Origin of the sequence: Acinetobacter sp. ANC 7912, assembly GCF_039862785.1 — a bacterium.
Classification (GTDB): domain Bacteria; phylum Pseudomonadota; class Gammaproteobacteria; order Pseudomonadales; family Moraxellaceae; genus Acinetobacter; species Acinetobacter thermotolerans.
In genome coordinates this window covers 1,678,381-1,696,955 of sequence record NZ_CP156795.1, presented here as the reverse complement: position 1 = coordinate 1,696,955, position 18,575 = coordinate 1,678,381, and the positions used below count along the sequence as shown (strand labels likewise).

General features: G+C 44.6%; 19 protein-coding genes and 1 pseudogene. 14 read left to right on the top strand and 6 right to left on the bottom strand.

The annotated features are described in order from the left end of the window. Positions 1–27 precede the first annotated feature (27 nt). The 4 genes and pseudogenes from ABEF84_RS15635 to ABEF84_RS08365 form a co-directional block, all read left to right on the top strand. Positions 28–189, top strand: a pseudogene (locus ABEF84_RS15635) (cation transporter); the annotation flags it as partial. A gap of 93 nt (positions 190–282) precedes the next feature. Then, complete coding sequence (locus tag ABEF84_RS08375; RefSeq protein ID WP_404798926.1) at positions 283–2,700, top strand: heavy metal translocating P-type ATPase; 2,418 nt, start codon at positions 283–285, stop codon at positions 2,698–2,700. A 13-nt stretch (positions 2,701–2,713) separates the two neighbouring features. Further along, on the top strand, positions 2,714–3,118 hold the full coding sequence (gene cueR / locus ABEF84_RS08370; RefSeq protein WP_347452708.1) for a Cu(I)-responsive transcriptional regulator: 405 nt from the start codon (positions 2,714–2,716) through the stop codon (positions 3,116–3,118). A gap of 55 nt (positions 3,119–3,173) precedes the next feature. Then, complete coding sequence (locus ABEF84_RS08365; RefSeq protein ID WP_034588241.1) at positions 3,174–3,368, top strand: heavy-metal-associated domain-containing protein; 195 nt, start codon at positions 3,174–3,176, stop codon at positions 3,366–3,368. Positions 3,369–3,400: 32 nt separating this feature from the next. On the opposite strand, the gene ABEF84_RS08360 is transcribed toward ABEF84_RS08365, so the two are convergent. Both ABEF84_RS08360 and ABEF84_RS08355 read right to left on the bottom strand, forming a co-directional pair. After that, on the bottom strand, positions 3,401–4,012 hold the full coding sequence (locus ABEF84_RS08360) for a TetR/AcrR family transcriptional regulator (RefSeq protein ID WP_347454924.1): 612 nt from the start codon (positions 4,010–4,012) through the stop codon (positions 3,401–3,403). A gap of 198 nt (positions 4,013–4,210) precedes the next feature. After that, a complete protein-coding gene (locus ABEF84_RS08355) occupies positions 4,211–5,278 on the bottom strand; it encodes a putative zinc-binding metallopeptidase (protein WP_347454925.1) in 1,068 nt (355 codons plus the stop codon). Between the two features lie 317 nt (positions 5,279–5,595). Here ABEF84_RS08355 and ureE point away from each other — a divergent pair, with 317 nt between their 5' ends. The 8 genes from ureE to ureC all read left to right on the top strand — a co-directional run bounded on the left by ureE (position 5,596) and on the right by ureC (position 12,221). Further along, on the top strand, positions 5,596–6,078 hold the full coding sequence (gene ureE / locus ABEF84_RS08350; RefSeq protein WP_347454971.1) for an urease accessory protein UreE: 483 nt from the start codon (positions 5,596–5,598) through the stop codon (positions 6,076–6,078). After that, positions 6,065–6,730 carry an urease accessory UreF family protein gene (locus tag ABEF84_RS08345; RefSeq protein ID WP_347452705.1) on the top strand — a complete coding sequence of 222 codons (666 nt, stop codon included), beginning with the start codon at positions 6,065–6,067 and terminating at the stop codon, positions 6,728–6,730. The genes ureE and ABEF84_RS08345 overlap by 14 nt, the downstream gene beginning before the upstream one ends. Positions 6,731–6,747: 17 nt before the next feature. Beyond that, positions 6,748–7,362, top strand: coding sequence for an urease accessory protein UreG (gene ureG / locus ABEF84_RS08340; protein WP_347452704.1), 615 nt, complete (start codon positions 6,748–6,750; stop codon positions 7,360–7,362). Positions 7,363–7,388: 26 nt separating this feature from the next. After that, positions 7,389–8,270 (top strand): urease accessory protein UreD, encoded by an 882-nt coding sequence (locus ABEF84_RS08335; protein WP_347452703.1) that lies wholly within the window; start codon positions 7,389–7,391, stop codon positions 8,268–8,270. Between the two features lie 210 nt (positions 8,271–8,480). Further along, a complete protein-coding gene (locus ABEF84_RS08330; RefSeq protein ID WP_168419539.1) occupies positions 8,481–9,710 on the top strand; it encodes a transposase in 1,230 nt (409 codons plus the stop codon). 174 nt (positions 9,711–9,884) lie between these two features. Further along, positions 9,885–10,187: an urease subunit gamma gene (gene ureA, locus ABEF84_RS08325; protein WP_034588229.1), complete on the top strand. Its 303-nt coding sequence runs from the start codon at positions 9,885–9,887 to the stop codon at positions 10,185–10,187. A 9-nt stretch (positions 10,188–10,196) separates the two neighbouring features. Further along, positions 10,197–10,505 carry an urease subunit beta gene (locus tag ABEF84_RS08320; protein WP_347452702.1) on the top strand — a complete coding sequence of 103 codons (309 nt, stop codon included), beginning with the start codon at positions 10,197–10,199 and terminating at the stop codon, positions 10,503–10,505. Positions 10,506–10,520: 15 nt separating this feature from the next. Then, positions 10,521–12,221: an urease subunit alpha gene (ureC, locus tag ABEF84_RS08315; protein WP_347452701.1), complete on the top strand. Its 1,701-nt coding sequence runs from the start codon at positions 10,521–10,523 to the stop codon at positions 12,219–12,221. 121 nt (positions 12,222–12,342) lie between these two features. Here the strand turns inward: ureC and ABEF84_RS08310 are convergent, their stop codons facing one another. Further along, positions 12,343–13,572, bottom strand: a complete 1,230-nt coding sequence (locus tag ABEF84_RS08310; protein WP_168419539.1) for a transposase — start codon at positions 13,570–13,572, stop codon at positions 12,343–12,345. Positions 13,573–13,732: 160 nt separating this feature from the next. Here ABEF84_RS08310 and ABEF84_RS08305 point away from each other — a divergent pair, with 160 nt between their 5' ends. Both ABEF84_RS08305 and ABEF84_RS08300 read left to right on the top strand, forming a co-directional pair. Beyond that, positions 13,733–14,644 carry a DUF2971 domain-containing protein gene (locus ABEF84_RS08305; RefSeq protein WP_347452700.1) on the top strand — a complete coding sequence of 304 codons (912 nt, stop codon included), beginning with the start codon at positions 13,733–13,735 and terminating at the stop codon, positions 14,642–14,644. A 104-nt stretch (positions 14,645–14,748) separates the two neighbouring features. Further along, positions 14,749–15,636, top strand: a complete 888-nt coding sequence (locus ABEF84_RS08300) for a DMT family transporter (RefSeq protein WP_347456833.1) — start codon at positions 14,749–14,751, stop codon at positions 15,634–15,636. Positions 15,637–15,695: 59 nt separating this feature from the next. Here ABEF84_RS08300 and pcaD read toward each other — a convergent pair whose 3' ends face one another. From pcaD to ABEF84_RS08285, 3 genes are all read right to left on the bottom strand, one after another. After that, positions 15,696–16,475, bottom strand: a complete 780-nt coding sequence (gene pcaD, locus ABEF84_RS08295; RefSeq protein ID WP_347456834.1) for a 3-oxoadipate enol-lactonase — start codon at positions 16,473–16,475, stop codon at positions 15,696–15,698. A 96-nt stretch (positions 16,476–16,571) separates the two neighbouring features. Next, entirely contained in the window at positions 16,572–17,777 is a 1,206-nt protein-coding gene (gene pcaF / locus ABEF84_RS08290) for a 3-oxoadipyl-CoA thiolase (RefSeq protein ID WP_347454930.1), read from the bottom strand. Between the two features lie 130 nt (positions 17,778–17,907). Next, the gene (locus ABEF84_RS08285) at positions 17,908–18,561 is read right to left on the bottom strand and encodes a 3-oxoacid CoA-transferase subunit B (RefSeq protein ID WP_347454931.1); all 654 of its coding nucleotides are present in this window, start codon (positions 18,559–18,561) and stop codon (positions 17,908–17,910) included. Between the last annotated feature and the right edge of the window lie 14 nt (positions 18,562–18,575).

The following is an 18,575-nucleotide window of genomic DNA, read 5'->3' as shown; positions in this document are numbered from 1 at the left end:
GCATCAATAAAATGAAGGAGATGTGCCATGCAGGAACGGTCAGACACTCAGCTGTATCAAACCACTGTACAGATTGAAGGCATGAGCTGTGCATCTTGTGTGGCACGGGTCGAAAAAGCTCTAAAGAAAATCGAAGGCGTGGTTTCGGCTAATGTCAATTTATCTACAGAAAAAGCTTCGATCAGTGCTGAACGCATGATTCCATATGCTGAGATTTTCCAGAAAATAGAGCGCACGGGATTTAGCGTCGCGCAGCAGCAATTCGAGCTAGATATTAAAGGGATGACTTGTGCCTCCTGTGCAGCCCGTATCGAAAAAGCCCTCAAGAAAATTCCGGAAGTTCTGGAAGCGAATGTCAATCTGTCTACCGAAAAGGCTTATGTCACTGCGGTTAGTTCTTTACAGCAGCAAACCTTGGTCAAAGCCATTCAAAAAGCTGGTTTTGATGTCAAAGCGGATAAATTGGAACTTAGTATCGAAGGCATGACCTGCGCTTCATGTGTGGCTCGGGTGGAAAAGGCTCTCAGCAAAGTCGAAGGTGTGACTTCTGCCTGTGTGAATCTAGCGACTGAAACTGCTCAGGTTTATGGCTCCAACCTCAATGCTGCCGATCTGATTCAAGCGGTGAAAAAAGCTGGCTATGAGGCACAGCTGAAAACGGCAAAAGTAAATTTTGCCGAGCAGCAGAACTTTCAGCAGAAAAAAGCCGAAGAAACCGCATCGCTGTATCGGGATTTATGGATTGCACTGGCACTGGCACTGCCAGTATTTATTCTGGAAATGGGAGCGCATCTGATTCCGGCCTTCCATCACTGGATTGCACACAATATCGGTACCCAGAACAGCTGGTATATCCAGTTTGTACTGACCACATTGGTATTGCTGTTTCCGGGTCGGCGTTTCTACCAGCATGGGATTCCAGCTTTACTACGACTGGCACCGGACATGAACTCGCTGGTCACCGTCGGTACATCGGCAGCCTATTTGTTTTCAGTGATTGCAACTTTCTTCCCGTCCTTGCTGCCACAAGCCACGGTGCATGTCTATTTTGAAGCGGCAGCTGTGATTATCGCCTTGATTCTGCTCGGGCGTTATCTGGAAGCACGTGCCAAGGGTAAAACCTCACAGGCGATTCAATACTTAATTGGTCTGCAGCCGAAAACTGCGCGTGTATTGCAGAATGGACAATGGCTAGACCTACCGATTTCTGAAGTACAGCAAGGCATGACCATTGAAATCCGTCCGGGTGAGAAAGTAGCGGTGGATGGCGTGGTCACTTCTGGCCATAGCTATGTGGATGAAGCGATGGTGACCGGTGAACCGGTACCTGTCGCGAAAAATATTGAAGACAAAGTGGTAGGTGGCACCATTAACCAGAATGGTACTTTGCAAATCCGTGCCACTGCTGTGGGCGAAGATTCGGTACTGGCACAGATCATTAAAATGGTAGAACAGGCACAGGGTGCCAAGCTGCCGATTCAAGCAGCGGTAGACAAAGTCACTTTGTGGTTTGTACCTGCAGTGATGGGACTGGCACTACTGACCTTTATCATTTGGTTTCTGGTTGGCCCTGAGCCACAATTGACTTATGCACTGGTCAGCGCAGTAGCAGTACTGATTATTGCCTGTCCATGTGCGATGGGGCTGGCAACCCCGACATCCATTATGGTCGGAACCGGTCGGGCTGCTGAACTGGGGGTGCTGTTCCGTAAAGGGGAAGCATTGCAACTACTCCAGCAAACTAAAGTGGTCGCTGTCGATAAAACAGGAACCCTGACGGAAGGTAAACCCGTCCTCACCGATTTTCAGGTACAAGAAGGTTTAGATGAGCAGCAGGTGTTGCAGCTGATTGCTTCGGTCGAAGCCAAATCTGAACATCCGATTGCCTATGCGGTTGTGCAGGCTGCCAAAGAGTTGCAGATTGAATTACTCGAAGTCAGTGAATTTGATTCGATTACCGGTGCCGGCATTAAAGCTAAAGTTGGTGATCAAGAGATTCAGATCGGGGCAGAACGTTTGATGCAGCAGCTCGATTTAAGCACTGAAAGTTTTGCTGAAATTGCGGCTAAATTAGGGCAAGAAGGAAAAACACCCCTCTATGCTGCAATGAATAGTCAGCTGGCAGCGATTATTGCTGTAGCTGATCCGATTAAAGATACGACCTTTAAAGCCATTGAACAACTGCACCATCAGGGACTGAAAGTAGCGATGATTACTGGCGATAATCCACATACGGCGAAAGCAGTGGCGCAGCAACTTAAGATTGACCATGTCATTGCAGAAGTTCTACCCCATGAAAAAGTTGATGCTGTGAAAAAACTGCAAAAACAGCATGGCATCGTGACTTTTGTGGGTGATGGTATTAATGATGCACCGGCACTGGCTCAGGCGGACGTGGGTATGGCAATTGGTACAGGCACTGATGTAGCCATTGAAGCGGCGGATGTGGTGTTAATGTCTGGCAACCTGCAGCATGTAGCAACGGGGATTGGCATTAGTCAGGCCACCATTAAAAATATTCGGCAAAATCTGTTCTGGGCCTTTGTTTACAATATTGCCTTGATTCCAATTGCAGCTGGAATCCTGTATCCATTCTTCGGCATTTTACTCTCGCCAATGTTCGCTGCAGGTGCGATGGCCTTATCTTCCGTATTTGTGGTCAGCAATGCGCTGCGACTGAAACTCTATCAGCCGGGTTAGGCGAGGAGGCTGTATGAATATTGGACAGGCAGCAAAACGTTCGGGGATTTCCGCCAAAATGATCCGTTATTATGAGGAGATTGGGCTGTTACCCGCGCCGAAACGCAGTGAAAGTGGCTATCGTCATTATACTGATGCAGATATCCGGACGTTGAGTTTTATCCAGCATGCCCGTGAACTGGGTTTCTCTTCGGAACAGATGAAGGAATTACTGGGTCTGTGGTTGAATGAAGTACGGCAGAGCAGTGAGGTGAAAGCTCTGGCACAAAAGCATATTGATATGCTGGAACGAAAAATCCGTGATATGCAGGCGATGGTCAGCATGTTGAAGCAGTCCGTCGCGCGTTGTGCTGGTGATGAACGTTCGGATTGTGAAATTTTAAAAGATATTGAACAGGGTTTAGATACAAATCAATAACCTGCAAAAGTACACACTTCAAGATAAAATTAAATTCACTTTAAGGAGTAAATACATGAAATTTCGTATTGAAAATATGACTTGTGGTGGTTGTGCCCGTAGTGTGACTGCAACGATTAAAGATCTGGATGAACATGCACATGTTGAAATTGATGTGGAGAAAAAACTGGTCGAAGTCGAAAGCGGTGTACATCAGGATGAAATTATTGCTGCACTGACTGAAGATGGCTTTCCACCAGAAGTACTCTAAGCAGTTCGAAATAAAAAAGCCTAACAAGAACGTTAGGCTTTTTTATTGGTGGTTGCAGGGGCAATTATTAGTGCCTGATTCACATACAGTTCAATCAGACGTTCCCGTGAGCCAATGGCTTTTTGATAGCTGGTGGAATTGAGTAACAGCGACGCACCATAAGTCACCGTCCAGATAAAGGACAGGTAATCACGAATTGACATGCTGCTATGGTTGGCATCCAGATAGTCACGGGTAATGTCACGGATACTGAGAATGCGTTCTTCACGTACATGATATAGTTCCTGAAATAATTCCTTTAGACCTTTCTCGGTATTGGTCAGGCGTTCCTCAATCATATGCAGCAGGATGGTACGGTTGGAATTATGCAGGTGATAGAGCATAAATTCCGATACATAGGTACGAAAATCCGCATTAAAACGTTTGGAAATTTCTAAAAGACGCTTTTCATTTAAAATGATCAGTTCCAGATACAACTGGTTTTTGCTTTTAAAATGCTTGTAAATGGTCCCCTTGGCAATATCCATTTCAGCCGCAAGTTCATTCAGCGTAATATCTTCATTATTGTCCAGTAACAAGCTCTCAGCCATGCTCAGGATTTTTTCCTTACGCAGAAGGAAGTTCTGTTGTCTTACACTGGTCATTTTATCTTTACTTATGTGTCGAAAAAGAACATGAACAGCCTAAGTTTTTTTATCGACAATGACTATCAAACTAAGGTCGTGCATGTGGATGTAAATTGAAGAAAAATTATACGGTTAATCAATAAATAATGAAAACAGGACACTATTTTATTAGTGCCTTGAATCTTAAACTTACGCAGTTCAAGCGTAAAAAGCAATTTATTTAAAAGCTTTTTCCAGCACATGCCGGTGAATAAAACGCAGCTTGTCTTTGACTACTTCGGTCAGTTCGAATGGATAGGCATCTTCCAGTCCCATACTACGATTGAGCGCATTCAGGTTGAAGGTCAGGGTGACCCAGTTTTCCAGAATATGTTCAAAATCCTGCCCCCCGATTGGGCATTCTTTAAAGGACATGCTAGCCAGGGTTCTACCATTGCCATCTACGCGCAAACCGGCAAAGAAGGCTGTTTCCAGCGTTTCCATGATGTGCAGATAATGCGCCCAGGTTTCTGCCCAGTCTTCCCAGGGATGCGCTGTAGCATACGTACTAATATAACGTTCCTGCCAGTTTTCTGGGGCACCTTCTTCATAATGGCGTTGCAATGCCGCTGCATAGTCCTGACGCTCATCTCCGAAATAATGTCTAAATTCATCAATGAGTTCCGGATGCAGATGCTGCATCACATTGAAATAAAAATGCCCACTTTCGTGGCGAAAGTGACCCAAAAGAGTGCGGTAGTTTTCGCCCATATTGATCCGTGTAGTTTCCCGATACACCACATCGGCTTCACTGGCATTCATGGTAATCAGGCCATTAGTATGTCCAGTGAGTACCGGTTTACCATCCATAGGCATAAGAAAATGGAAACGTAAACCAAAAGGATCATCATCATGACGTTTAGGACGCGGCATGATGTTCATACGCTGCATAAGATACAGAAAACGCCGTTTAGCGACCTCCAGCCGGCGCCAGTAGGTAATGACTTCAGGATCATCCAGATTGGGAATGATATGGGTTAGCTGGCAGGATTCACAGTAATCTTCATTTGAATCACTCGGGATCATCCAGTTGCAGACCTGGTAATGGGTGTAGTTATAGCAGGGCTTGTAGTGGGTGGCACGATAGTCAGATTTAAACGGCACCCATTCATCTTCACTGACTTTTTCAAAGGTGCACATGTCCTTTTCCGAGGCAATATAGCCAATCGGATATTTACAGTGACGGCATTCAGTTGAAAGGAAAAAAATCTGATGCTCACATTTGGGACATTCAAAATATTTCATCTGCACTCCGTGAAAAGTATGGTGGCTCCATGCCTAAGTCATCTATCTGAATAACATGATCTATTAACCAGTTAATTAAAAATCATTTAATTCAGTTAGTTGTGCAATCCAATGCACATCATTCAATCGACAGATATTGTTCATAGTTTAGCCTGTGTAAAAGATAGGTGAAATGTCATTCGTGCTATTTATGTAAGAAAATTGAACCAGTCTGGTTGGCACGATAAATGCTTTATTTTGATGCAATATTTACCGTTTTTTGATCAATTGTTCCGCTTTGGAACGTGATGGATCAAATTGATGCATATAGGGCCAAGATGAAGATTTTTACCCAACGTCTGGAAAATGTCAGTGAGACTGCTGATATTGAAAGCATTGAACTCAGCTTTGATACGCGTCAAAAAAGCCGCTTTCGTGCGACATTGAAAAATGGCACTGATATTGGTGCAGACCTGCCTCGTACCGGCATTTTACGTAGCGGTTCAATCATTGCGACTGAAAATGGCGAATTATTACGCGTCGATGCCAAGCCAGAAATCCTGATGCGGGTGACTGCTGATACCGATTTCGATTTACTTAAAGCGGCGTATCACCTCGGCAATCGCCATGTACCACTGATGCTGACCCCAACTGCGCTGTATTTTGAGCCCGATCATGTGCTGGCAGAAATGGTGCAAGGACTCGGTTTGAATGTCACTACGGTTCAGCATCCTTTTGAACCGGAAAGTGGCGCTTATGCACAGCATCAGCATGAGCACCGTTTAAGCCCAATCAAGTCGTTGCATCATGTCGCACATTAAGGCTTCTCAGCTCCTCAGCCTGCTGACCCTATCTTCGACGGCGCTGCCGATCGGGGCCTACTGTTATTCGCAAGGGGTAGAAAGCGCGATTGATACCGGCCTGATTCATGACGAAGCCTCTAGCATTGCCTACTTTAATGAAGTGCTGGAAATGTTGTTGCTGCGTTTTGAATTTCCGATTCTAAAACGCCTGATGCAAAGCTATGACGATGAAGCCACTTTTAAATACTGGGCGGAAATTTATCGGGCTAGCCGGGAAAGTCGGGAATTACTGGCGGAGTCACAGCAGCTGGCATTTTCACTGAATGCCTGGATTCGTGATGTATTAAAACGACCAGTCAAAGTCAAAAAACAATATGGCTATGTGCCTGTATATGCCCAGTTATGTGGTGAACTGCAACTTGAAGTCGATGATGTACTCACCGCATATGCCTTTGCAGTGCTGGAGAATCAGGTCTTGGCTGCGGTGAAAACCGTACCGCTTGGACAGATGAGCGGCCAGCGGATTTTATGGGATCTGCATGGAGAAATTCCGGCACTGATTCAGCGTGCTATCACCCTGACTGATGACGAGATGAGCAGTGCTTTACCAAATTACGCCATGCTCAGCATGCGCCATGAAAATCAATATTCACGTTTATTTAGATCTTAAAAATTAAAGGAAAAATTATGTCAGAACGTAGTCCATTACGCGTTGGTATCGGTGGTCCAGTGGGGTCGGGTAAAACTGCTTTAACCCTGAATTTATGTCAGGCACTGCGTGAAAAATACAATATGGCTGTGGTCACCAATGACATTTATACCAAGGAAGATTCCAACTTTTTAACCCGCAATGAAGCAATGTCGCCAGACCGTATTGTCGGTGTAGAAACCGGTGGTTGTCCGCATACTGCGATTCGTGAAGACGCCTCGATTAACCTGGCTGCGATTGATGACTTGTGTGAAAAGTTCGATGGGCTGGAGCTGATCATTATTGAAAGTGGTGGTGATAACCTTGCAGCGACTTTTAGTCCTGAGCTTTCTGATCTGACTTTATATGTGATTGACGTTGCCGGTGGTGAAAAGATTCCACGTAAAGGTGGCCCGGGGATTACCAAATCAGACCTGCTCATCATTAACAAAACTGACCTGGCGCCAATGGTAGGTGCAAGCCTGGAAGTGATGGATCAGGATGCAAAACGTATGCGTGGTGACAAGCCATTCCTGTTTTCCAATATGAAAACCAAAGAAGGTCTGGATCAGATTATCGAATTCATTGAAAAACAAGGGCTGTTTAAGGCTTAACTCAGTCAGGATTAGTGCACAGCAATATGAATAGTGTGGTAGAAGCAGAACACGGATCGGCAACAAAACTCTGGTTTGCACGTTTGCAACTGGGCTTTGAAGCCGATGCCAGCACAGGACGAACCATCCTGCAGCATCGCAGGCATGAAGGGCCAGTGCGCGTGCAGAAAATGCTGTGGCCTGAAAAAACTGGGGTCTGCCACGCCATCATTGTGCATCCACCTGCCGGGATTGCCGGTGGTGATCATCTCAGCTTTGACATGAAGGTTGGAGCGAATGCACATGGTCTGGTCACTACACCGGGTGCAGGCAAATGGTACAAGACCAATCTGAAACAGGCCTATCAACATATTGATATCCGGGTGGAAGAACAGGGCATTTTTGAATGGCTGCCACAGGAAACCATGCTGTTTGATGGTGCCAATGCGCATGCGTCTACCACGATTCAGCTCGATCAAACTGCCAGCTTTATTGGCTGGGACATGCTGGTAATAGGTCGTCAGGCACGTTCCGAGCAGTTTGAGCAGGGCGGTTATCGTAGCCGATTTTTGCTATATCGCGGTTCAAAGCTGTTGGTTGCGGATCAACTGAAATTTGTCGGTCAGGATCGATGGTTAAAATCCTGTCTAGGGATGAATGGTCATGCCGTGATGGGTAGCTTCTGGGCCGTGCCGCCGGAAAAATACCGCGCCAATTTTTATCTGGATGAGCATCTGGATCTGATTCGTGAACTGATTATGCGTATGGATGTGCCAGTGACTTTGACTGCGCTGGATGATGTGGTGACAGCCCGTTATCTCGGAGATGATGTACGTCAATGTCATGATGCATTTGCAGCAATTCGTGCTCGTTTGCGCCGTTACTGGTTTGGGCTGGATGAAGAGTTTCCGAGGATTTGGAGGACTTAGCGAGATTTAAAGAATCCCTCACTCTAACTCCCTCCCAGTGGGAGGGAGAACTTCATGAGTCAGAAGTAAAAATTCCCTCTCCCTATGGGCATAGGTATCTACACAATTTCCATGTTTTGCGTTAAATTGAAGAGCATGCTCTTCAATTTTAACATCTCTCGCTTAGATCAGCGCCTTGTCAAACGTTACAACAACCTCGTTCAACTCAATATGAATCCTCTTGCTTCACTTGCTCCTGCAATCAAAGATATTGCCTCTGCTCAAAAAAATAGTTTCGCAACGACGCAAGCTGTATGGCGGTTTTTAAATAATGATAAAATCTCATTTAAACAATTAAATGAACCTATTCAAAAACTTGCTTGTGATCAGATTAAGACATCGCTGCATCGTTATGCTTTAGTTATTCATGATTGGTCACAAATCCAATATGTGACACATCGTAATAAAACCCAAAAACTCCAAAGGACACATCAGTACGACTCAGGCTATGAATTACAAACGAGCTTACTTGTTGATGCTGCTTCTGGACTACCTGTTGCTCCATTAGCTCAGACCCTTTCTAGTGCTTCAGGTTGCTATTCGACATTCAATGAGCAACAGACCGAACGTAAAACCCATTTAGACTCCCTTTCTGAACAAATTCAAAAAGTTGAACAGTTTCCTCTTGATAAAACCTGCGTACATATTATTGATCGTGAAGGAGATTCCATTGCTCATCTCAGGGAATTAAGCAGTCATGGTTTTCAATGGCTTATTCGAGCAAAGGAAGGAAATCGGATTGAGCATCAGGGTGAAATATGTAAAGTTGGAGAAGTTGCTGAACGTATCGAAATACAGCAAGTGAAACCCATTTCTTATAAGGGTAATCAACATATGCTTTATGTTGGAGAAACCAATGTTCGGCTTACCCGTGCTGCAAAATCAAATAAAAAAGATTGTTTAGGTCAAAGAGTTGCTCCTCAGAAAGGTGCTGCAATTGAGGCTAGACTGATTATTGCGGTGGTTAAAGATATTAATGAAAAGACAGTTGCAAGATGGTCATTGATCAGTAATGTACCAACTGAGATTACCGCAGTAGAACTGACGACTTGGTATTACTGGCGTTGGTCAATCGAATGTTATTTCAAACTTCTCAAGCAAGCAGGCCATGATATTGAGTCATGGCTTCAGACTACGCCAGAAGCGATTTTAAGGCGTTTGCTAATCAGTTGTATGGCTTGTGTGTTGACGTGGAGAGTACAGCGTTGTACAGATGAACAAAATCAGAAAGTCCGTGCATTTTTGACTAGACTTTCAGGTAGACAACAGAAAAGAGGCAAGGTAGAGAGTGCGCCTGCCATATTGGCAGGACTCTCGATTTTACTAAATACTCTTCAACTGCTCTCAGAATATTCAATAGATGAACTGAATGAAATCGCAACTATTGCACTAGGTACCTAAAGATGTGTAGATACCTATGCCCTATGGGAGAGGGTTAGGGTGAGGGTAATTAAATCCCTCCTAACCTCCCTTTCTTGCACCAGGTTTAAAGCAGTGCTTAAGCCTTGTTCAGGGAGGAACTATAACCTTGCACAAAATTTGCTTTAAAAAATTGAAATACATTAGGAAAGAGATATGGAACTCAATCCCACAGAAAAAGACAAGCTACTGATTTTTACTGCAGGACTGGTGGCAGAGCGTCGTAAGGCACGCGGGCTGAAACTGAATTACCCGGAAGCAATTGCTTATATTTCGGCAGCCCTGCTGGAAGGTGCGCGTGATGGCATGAGTGTGAGTGAACTGATGCACTACGGTACAACCTTGCTCAAGCGTGAAGACGTGATGGAAGGCGTGCCGGAAATGATTGCTGAAGTTCAGGTGGAAGCGACTTTCCCGGATGGTTCCAAACTTGTCACTGTGCATCAGCCGATTGTCTAGGAGCAGATTATGATTCCAGGTGAAATTATTACGCCAGATCTGGATATTGAAATAAATGTCGGTCGGCAGACTTTAAAACTCACAGTGTCCAATGCTGGTGACCGTCCAATCCAGGTCGGTTCACATTTTCATTTTTATGAAGCGAATGATGCTTTGCAGTTTGACCGTGAACAGGCCAAAGGCTATCGCCTGAATATTGCTGCAGGCACAGCGGTACGTTTTGAGCCGGGACAAAGCCGCGATGTAGAGCTAGTAGCATTGGCAGGCAAGCGTGAAGTGTATGGCTTTGCGGGTCGTGTCATGGGTAAGTTGGACTAAGGAGATAACAATAAAATGAAAATGTCACGCCGCGCGTATGCGGAAATGTTTGGTCCAACCGTCGGTGACCGTGTCCGTCTAGCCGATACCGAGCTGTTTATTGAGGTCGAACAGGACCTGACCACCTATGGTGAAGAAGTCAAATTTGGTGGTGGTAAGGTTATTCGTGATGGTATGGGGCAATCCCAGTTACTTGCTGATGAAGTCGCGGATACGGTGATTACCAATGCCTTGATTGTAGACTGGTGGGGAATTGTTAAAGCTGATGTAGGCTTAAAAAATGGTCGCATCTGGAAAATTGGGAAAGCCGGTAACCCGGATATTCAGCCAGATATTACCATTCCCCTAGGTGCTGCGACGGAAGTCATTGCCGGTGAAGGACAGATTCTGACAGCCGGTGGTGTAGATACCCATATTCACTGGATTTGCCCGCAACAGGTCGAAACTGCACTGATGTCTGGTATTACCACTATGATCGGTGGTGGTACAGGTCCGGCAGCAGGCACATCTGCAACGACAGTGACGCCAGGCCCTTGGCACATTTCCACCATGCTACAAGCCATTGATGACTTGCCAATGAATATTGGTTTATTGGGTAAAGGTAACTTAAGCCAACCTGAACCAGTAGCAGAGCAAATTAAAGCCGGTGTAGTGGGCCTGAAACTACATGAAGACTGGGGTTCTACACCTGCTGCCATTGACAACTGTTTGACTGTGGCAGATCAATATGATGTACAGGTGGCGATCCATACTGACACACTAAATGAAAGTGGCTTTCTAGAAGAAACTTTAGCGGCATTTAAAAATCGTACTATTCATACTTACCATACCGAAGGTGCGGGTGGTGGACATGCGCCCGATATTTTGAAAGCAATTGGTCAGCCGAATGTATTGCCATCTTCAACCAATCCAACCCGTCCATATACCATCAATACCATTGATGAGCATCTGGACATGCTGATGGTCTGTCACCATCTTGATCCTGCAATTGCAGAAGATGTGGCTTTTGCTGAAAGCCGTATCCGTCGTGAAACCATTGCCGCAGAGGATATTTTGCAGGATATGGGTGCGATTGCCATGATGTCCTCAGACTCGCAGGCGATGGGCCGTGTCGGTGAAGTAGTGATTCGTACCTGGCAAACCGCCCATAAAATGAAGGTACAGCGTGGACCTTTAGAAGGTGATAATGCAACGCATGACAATAACCGCGTGAAACGTTATATCGCCAAATATACGATCAACCCTGCAATTACTCATGGTTTAAGTCATGAAATTGGTTCGGTGGAAGAAGGTAAACTGGCGGATCTGGTGTTATGGAAACCGGCTTTCTTTGGTGTAAAACCTTCAATGATCATTAAAGGTGGCATGATTGCAGCAGCGCCAATGGGCGACATCAATGCGTCAATTCCAACGCCACAGCCAGTGCATTACCGTCCGATGTTTGGTGCGTATCCGCGTGGCGTGCACAACACCTGTATTACTTTCCTGTCACAGGTGGCGATTGATGCTGGTGTACATGAAAAACTAAGTTTGAAAAAGCTGATCAGTCCATGTAAGAACACGCGAAATATCCAGAAAAAGGATATGAAGCTGAATACTTACTGTCCGGTGATGGAAGTTGATCCGGAGATTTATGAAGTACGGGCAGATGGCAAGTTACTGACTTGTGAACCGGCAGAAGTGTTGCCGATGGCGCAGCGTTATTTCTTGTTTTAAGAATCTCCCTAAATCCCTCTTTTATAAAGAGGGACTTTCCTCCCTTTGCCAAAGGGAGGTTAGGAGGGATTTTAATTTGTTATATTTCCTTCTCCCTTTAAGCATAGGTATCTACACATCTTTAGGTACCTAGTGCAATAGTTGCGATTTCATTCAGTTCATCTATTGAATATTCTGAGAGCAGTTGAAGAGTATTTAGTAAAATCGAGAGTCCTGCCAATATGGCAGGCGCACTCTCTACCTTGCCTCTTTTCTGTTGTCTACCTGAAAGTCTAGTCAAAAATGCACGGACTTTCTGATTTTGTTCATCTGTACAACGCTGTACTCTCCACGTCAACACACAAGCCATACAACTGATTAGCAAACGCCTTAAAATCGCTTCTGGCGTAGTCTGAAGCCATGACTCAATATCATGGCCTGCTTGCTTGAGAAGTTTGAAATAACATTCGATTGACCAACGCCAGTAATACCAAGTCGTCAGTTCTACTGCGGTAATCTCAGTTGGTACATTACTGATCAATGACCATCTTGCAACTGTCTTTTCATTAATATCTTTAACCACAGCAATAATCAGTCTAGCCTCAATTGCAGCACCTTTCTGAGGAGCAACTCTTTGACCTAAACAATCTTTTTTATTTGATTTTGCAGCACGGGTAAGCCGAACATTGGTTTCTCCAACATAAAGCATATGTTGATTACCCTTATAAGAAATGGGTTTCACTTGCTGTATTTCGATACGTTCAGCAACTTCTCCAACTTTACATATTTCACCCTGATGCTCAATCCGATTTCCTTCCTTTGCTCGAATAAGCCATTGAAAACCATGACTGCTTAATTCCCTGAGATGAGCAATGGAATCTCCTTCACGATCAATAATATGTACGCAGGTTTTATCAAGAGGAAACTGTTCAACTTTTTGAATTTGTTCAGAAAGGGAGTCTAAATGGGTTTTACGTTCGGTCTGTTGCTCATTGAATGTCGAATAGCAACCTGAAGCACTAGAAAGGGTCTGAGCTAATGGAGCAACAGGTAGTCCAGAAGCAGCATCAACAAGTAAGCTCGTTTGTAATTCATAGCCTGAGTCGTACTGATGTGTCCTTTGGAGTTTTTGGGTTTTATTACGATGTGTCACATATTGGATTTGTGACCAATCATGAATAACTAAAGCATAACGATGCAGCGATGTCTTAATCTGATCACAAGCAAGTTTTTGAATAGGTTCATTTAATTGTTTAAATGAGATTTTATCATTATTTAAAAACCGCCATACAGCTTGCGTCGTTGCGAAACTATTTTTTTGAGCAGAGGCAATATCTTTGATTGCAGGAGCAAGTGAAGCAAGAGGATTCATATTGAGTTGAACGAGGTTGTTGTAACGTTTGACAAGGCGCTGATCTAAGCGAGAGATGTTAAAATTGAAGAGCATGCTCTTCAATTTAACGCAAAACATGGAAATTGTGTAGATACCTATGCCCTTTAAGAGAAGATTGGGAGGAAGGTGAAAGTATTAATTGCTAGCTTGTGATGTTTGCGCGAAAGGTATACAAAAAGAAAAATCTAATGACTTAAAAGAGTTTCTAAACTTGCAAAATATTTCTGAATACCCCTTTGTACATCAAGATCATAACTATATTTACTTATATAAGCATGTACGGTTTTCTAATGGATCGTTGGCTATTTTGAAAGATGGAACGATTCGTTTTACTCCACCTGCTGAATTTAATGACCCATTTGATTGTGTTTATGGTATTTCAGAAGATCACTTTCATTCCGCTACAGAATTGCGATCGATTATACAAAAAGGGGGATTACCAAAAGTTTCTCCTGCTAAAAGAATATTGCTAGCTCGCCAAGTAAAACACGTTCAGAAAAAAGAAATGGATGATCTGAGCTACTTTAGAAAACTACATGAGAATTTTGGTGTTTGTTGTTTAAATCATAATCCATTAAATATTCTCATGTGGTCACATTATGCAGAAAACCATACTGGTTTTTTAATAGAATTTAAATTTTCTAAAAAAGAACTCCAAGAGGGTTTAGAGCTTTTAAATTTTTTACCAATACCAGTCCAATATCTCAGTTCGATACCAATTGTTTCTAAAGTAGATAGGAAAAATTTAGAAAGCCCAGCAATTACAAATAAAGTGTATTTATCAAAGGCTATTGATTGGGAGTATGAAAAAGAATTTCGTATCTTAAAACATGAAATTAAGAATCCAATACAAAAATTTCCTAAAGAAAAATTGCTATGTACTGTTATTTCAGGAATCAAAATCGAAGACTCTAATAAGAAGTTATTAAAGAAGATTTGTGAGGAACAGAAAATTCCATTCTATGTAGCTGAAAGGATACCGAATGGTTACGGGATAAATGTTCCAAACCATCCGCGTTTAGATCTTCTTGGTTTAAAAAGAAATAAATAAGCAATCCAAACTTTCTGCTATTAACCCACATTCCATTTTTAATTAGTCATAACGTCTGCTAATGCATAAAATATTTTACTTTTAATGTATTAGCAGATGACCGTATGGCAATCAGCTGGATTTTCTTTACTTTGATGGCTGCCTTTATGCAAGCCTGGCGAAATGCCTTTCAAAAACAGCTCAGCACCACTGTTGATATCTGGGGCGTGACGCTAGCGCGTTTCCTGTTTGGATTTCCTCTGGCTGGACTTTATATCGCGAGTTTATACCACTTCAAACCGGTAGAAAGTGTGGTGCATTTTACCCCGAAGTATTGGATCTATATCCTGATTGCCGGTATCAGCCAGATTCTGGCAACCGCCTTGATGGTACAGCTGTTTAAACAGAAAAATTATGCGATTGGCGTTGGACTGGCAAAAAGTGAAGCGATTCTGGCTGCCATTATCGGAGTGATTTTCCTGTCAGATCATCTTTCTGTACTCGCATGGATCGGAGTACTGATCGGTGGTTATGCGGTATTTCTGCTCAGTAAAGGCAATCAGCTGACTGGTTTATCCACCATGACTTTAGCCATCGGAATCGGAAGTGGTTTAAGCTTTGCTATTACCTCGCTCTTGGTCCGTGAAGCCAGCCTGGAACTACCGATGTTGCCAACCATACATCGTGCTTCATGGGTACTGATTTCAGTGATTGGTTTCCAGTGCATCAGTATGCTGATTTACCTGAGCCTGTTTAGTCGAAAAACCTTAGTCGCCATGTGGCAACGTTTGGGACTTACTTTTAAAGTCAGTTTTTGTAGCTTTATGGCATCCCTCGGCTGGTTTACCGCCATGAGTATGATGAGTGTGCCAATCGTGAAAACCTTGGGACAAATCGAAATCCTGTTCAGTCTGCTAATTTCCGCTTATTTCTTTAAAGAAAAACTGGCGCGTGCCGAGCACTGGGGCTTGGGATTAGTGGTGATTGCAGCGATGCTGGTGATCTGGGCTTAACCAATACACGAATAAAAGAAAAGCCACGAAATATCGTGGCTTTTTTTTACAACAATGAATCAAGCAGCAAGAAAATTTTGTACTGCCCGATTAAAGGCTTCCGGCTGTTCAATATTTGAAATATGCGAAGCATTGATTTCAAACAACTGGCTATTCGCAATACGTTGCTGCATAAACTGACCATCTGCAACAGTCGTCACCGGATCCTGCTGACCCGCAATAATCAGCACAGGGATTTGAATGCTGCTAAGTTGTTCGCGGACATCCGCCTTAGCCAGAGCTTCACAGCAGTTTGCATAGCCTTCTGGGCTGCCAGCTCCGAGGTCGTTTGAAAGTTCTGCAACGACTGCCGGGTTGCTCTGGATAAAGGGATCGGTAAACCAGCGTGATGCCGCAGTTGCAGCAATCGGAGTAAGACCTTGCTCACGGACAAGCGCAGCACGGTCTTGCCATGCCTGTTCCTGGCCAATTTTGGCTGCAGTATTGCAGACAATCACCTGGCTAAAACGTTCTGGCTTATGAATCGCCAACCATTGACCGGTTAAGCCACCCATAGAAATACCACAGAATGTAGCTTTTGCAATGTTCAAATGATCCAGAAGATTCACGACATCCTGACCCAACTGCTCCAGGCTATATGGGCCTTGCGGTGCTTCCGAACCACCATGACCACGGGTGTCATAGCAGATTACGTAATAATCCTGCTGAAAATGATCAATCTGTGGCAGCCACATGCTGTATTTGGTACCCAGTGAATTGGAAAATACCAATGCAGGTTTGCTAGCATCCCCAAAAGTCTGGTAATTAATCTGGGCATCATTCGATGTAAATGTTGGCATTTGTTATTCCTTTTATTTCCTTCTAAAAGTTCCTCCCTGAACAAGGCATAAGCACTGCTTAAGCCTTGTGCAAGAAAGGGAGGTTAGGAGGGATTTTTAAACACGTTCAATAATCAGCGCGATACCTTGACCCACACCGATACACATAGAGCAGAGAGCATATTTACCGCCAGTCTGTTCCAGCTGGTTTAAGGCAGTGGTCACCAGACGGGCACCGGAAGCACCGAGTGGATGGCCAATGGCAATGGCTCCACCATTCGGGTTTACATGCGCAGCATCATCTGGAAGGCCAAGGTCACGGGTCACGGCTAGTGCCTGTGCAGCAAAGGCTTCATTCAGCTCAATCACATCCATCTGATCTAGTGTCAAACCGGTCTGGGCCAGTAGCTTTTTGATCGCCGGTGCCGGACCAAAGCCCATAATACGTGGCTCTACACCGACCACGGTTGAGCCAATAATTTTGGCACGCACTTTAAGACCATATTCTGCAACCGCTTCATCAGATGCAATCAGTAATGCAGCTGCACCATCGTTAATGCCAGAAGCATTGCCGGCAGTCACGGTTCCATCCGCTTTTACAACTGGTTTTAGCTTGGTTAAACCTTCCAGTGTTGTAGATGCACGAGGATGTTCATCGGTATCTACCACAACCGGTTCGCCTTTACGCTGAGGAATGACCACGGGCACGATTTCATTTTTAAAGAAACCTTTGGCTTGTGCCGCTGCAGTACGTTGCTGGCTGGTCAGGGCAAACTTGTCTTGATCTTCACGGTTGATATTGAACTGTGTTGCCACATTTTCCGCAGTTTCCGGCATGGTTTCCACGCCATACAGTTCTTTTAGTTTTTGATTGATAAAACGCCAGCCCATGGTGGTGTCTTCGATCTTTTGTGCACGGCCATAAGCGGTCTCCGCTTTACCCATGACAAAAGGGGCGCGTGACATGGATTCCACACCACCGGCAACAATCAAATTCGCTTCACCTGCTTTAATGGCACGTGCCGCAATGGCTACCGCATCCAGGGAGGATCCGCAGAGACGGTTAATGGTAGTGGCTGGCACTTGATAAGGTACACCTGCAAGCAGAGCGGACATACGACCCACGTTGCGGTTATCTTCACCGGCCTGGTTGGCACAGCCGAAAATTACGTCATCTACTTTTTCCCAGTTGATACTTGGGTTACGTTCCATCAAAGCCTTAATCGGAATCGCACCCAGGTCATCGGCACGAACAGGTGCCAGTCCACCGGCATAACGACCGAATGGGGTACGAATGGCATCGATGATATATGCGTTTTTCATTTATTAAATTCCTTGTTCCTTTAAATCCCTCTAAATCCCCCTTTATAAAAGGGGGACTTTTTCTCCCTTTCTTGCGCTGAATTTTAAAAGCAGTGCTTTAAAACTTGCTCAGGGAGGTTAGGAGGGATTATTAACCCTGAGTCGCATCAATCAGTTTCGCACCCGTCATCGACTGCAATTCTTTAAATGACAGACCTTCAACTTTTTCAATGACTTTCATACCTTCAGCCGTGACATCAATCACGCACAGATCGGTATAGATACGGTCTACACATTTCAGGCCAGTGGCAGGATAAGTCAGTTCAGCAACGATCTTCGGTTCACCTTTTTTAGTGATGTGATCGGTAGTGATAAAGACTTTCTTGGCACCGACGGCCAGATCCATCGCGCCACCGACAGCAGGAATTGCATCCGGTGCACCAGTATGCCAGTTGGCCAGGTCACCATTTTCAGCGACCTGGAAAGCTCCGAGTACCGCAATGTCCAGGTGACCGCCACGCATCATGGCGAAAGAATCGCCATGGTGGAAAAAGGCACCGCCGGTCAGCATGGTCACAAATTCTTTACCGGCATTGATCAGTTCAGGGTCTTCTTCACCTTTGGCAGGTGGCGGACCGAAAGCCAGCAGGCCATTTTCAGAATGCAGGAAAACATCCTTGTCTGCAGGAAGATAGCTGGCAATCTTGGTCGGCAAGCCAATACCAAGGTTAACATAGGCACCATCAGGAATGTCCTGGGCAACACGTTCAGCAATCTGGTCACGGGTCAGTTTGATATAGCTCATGATTTTGCTCCTGA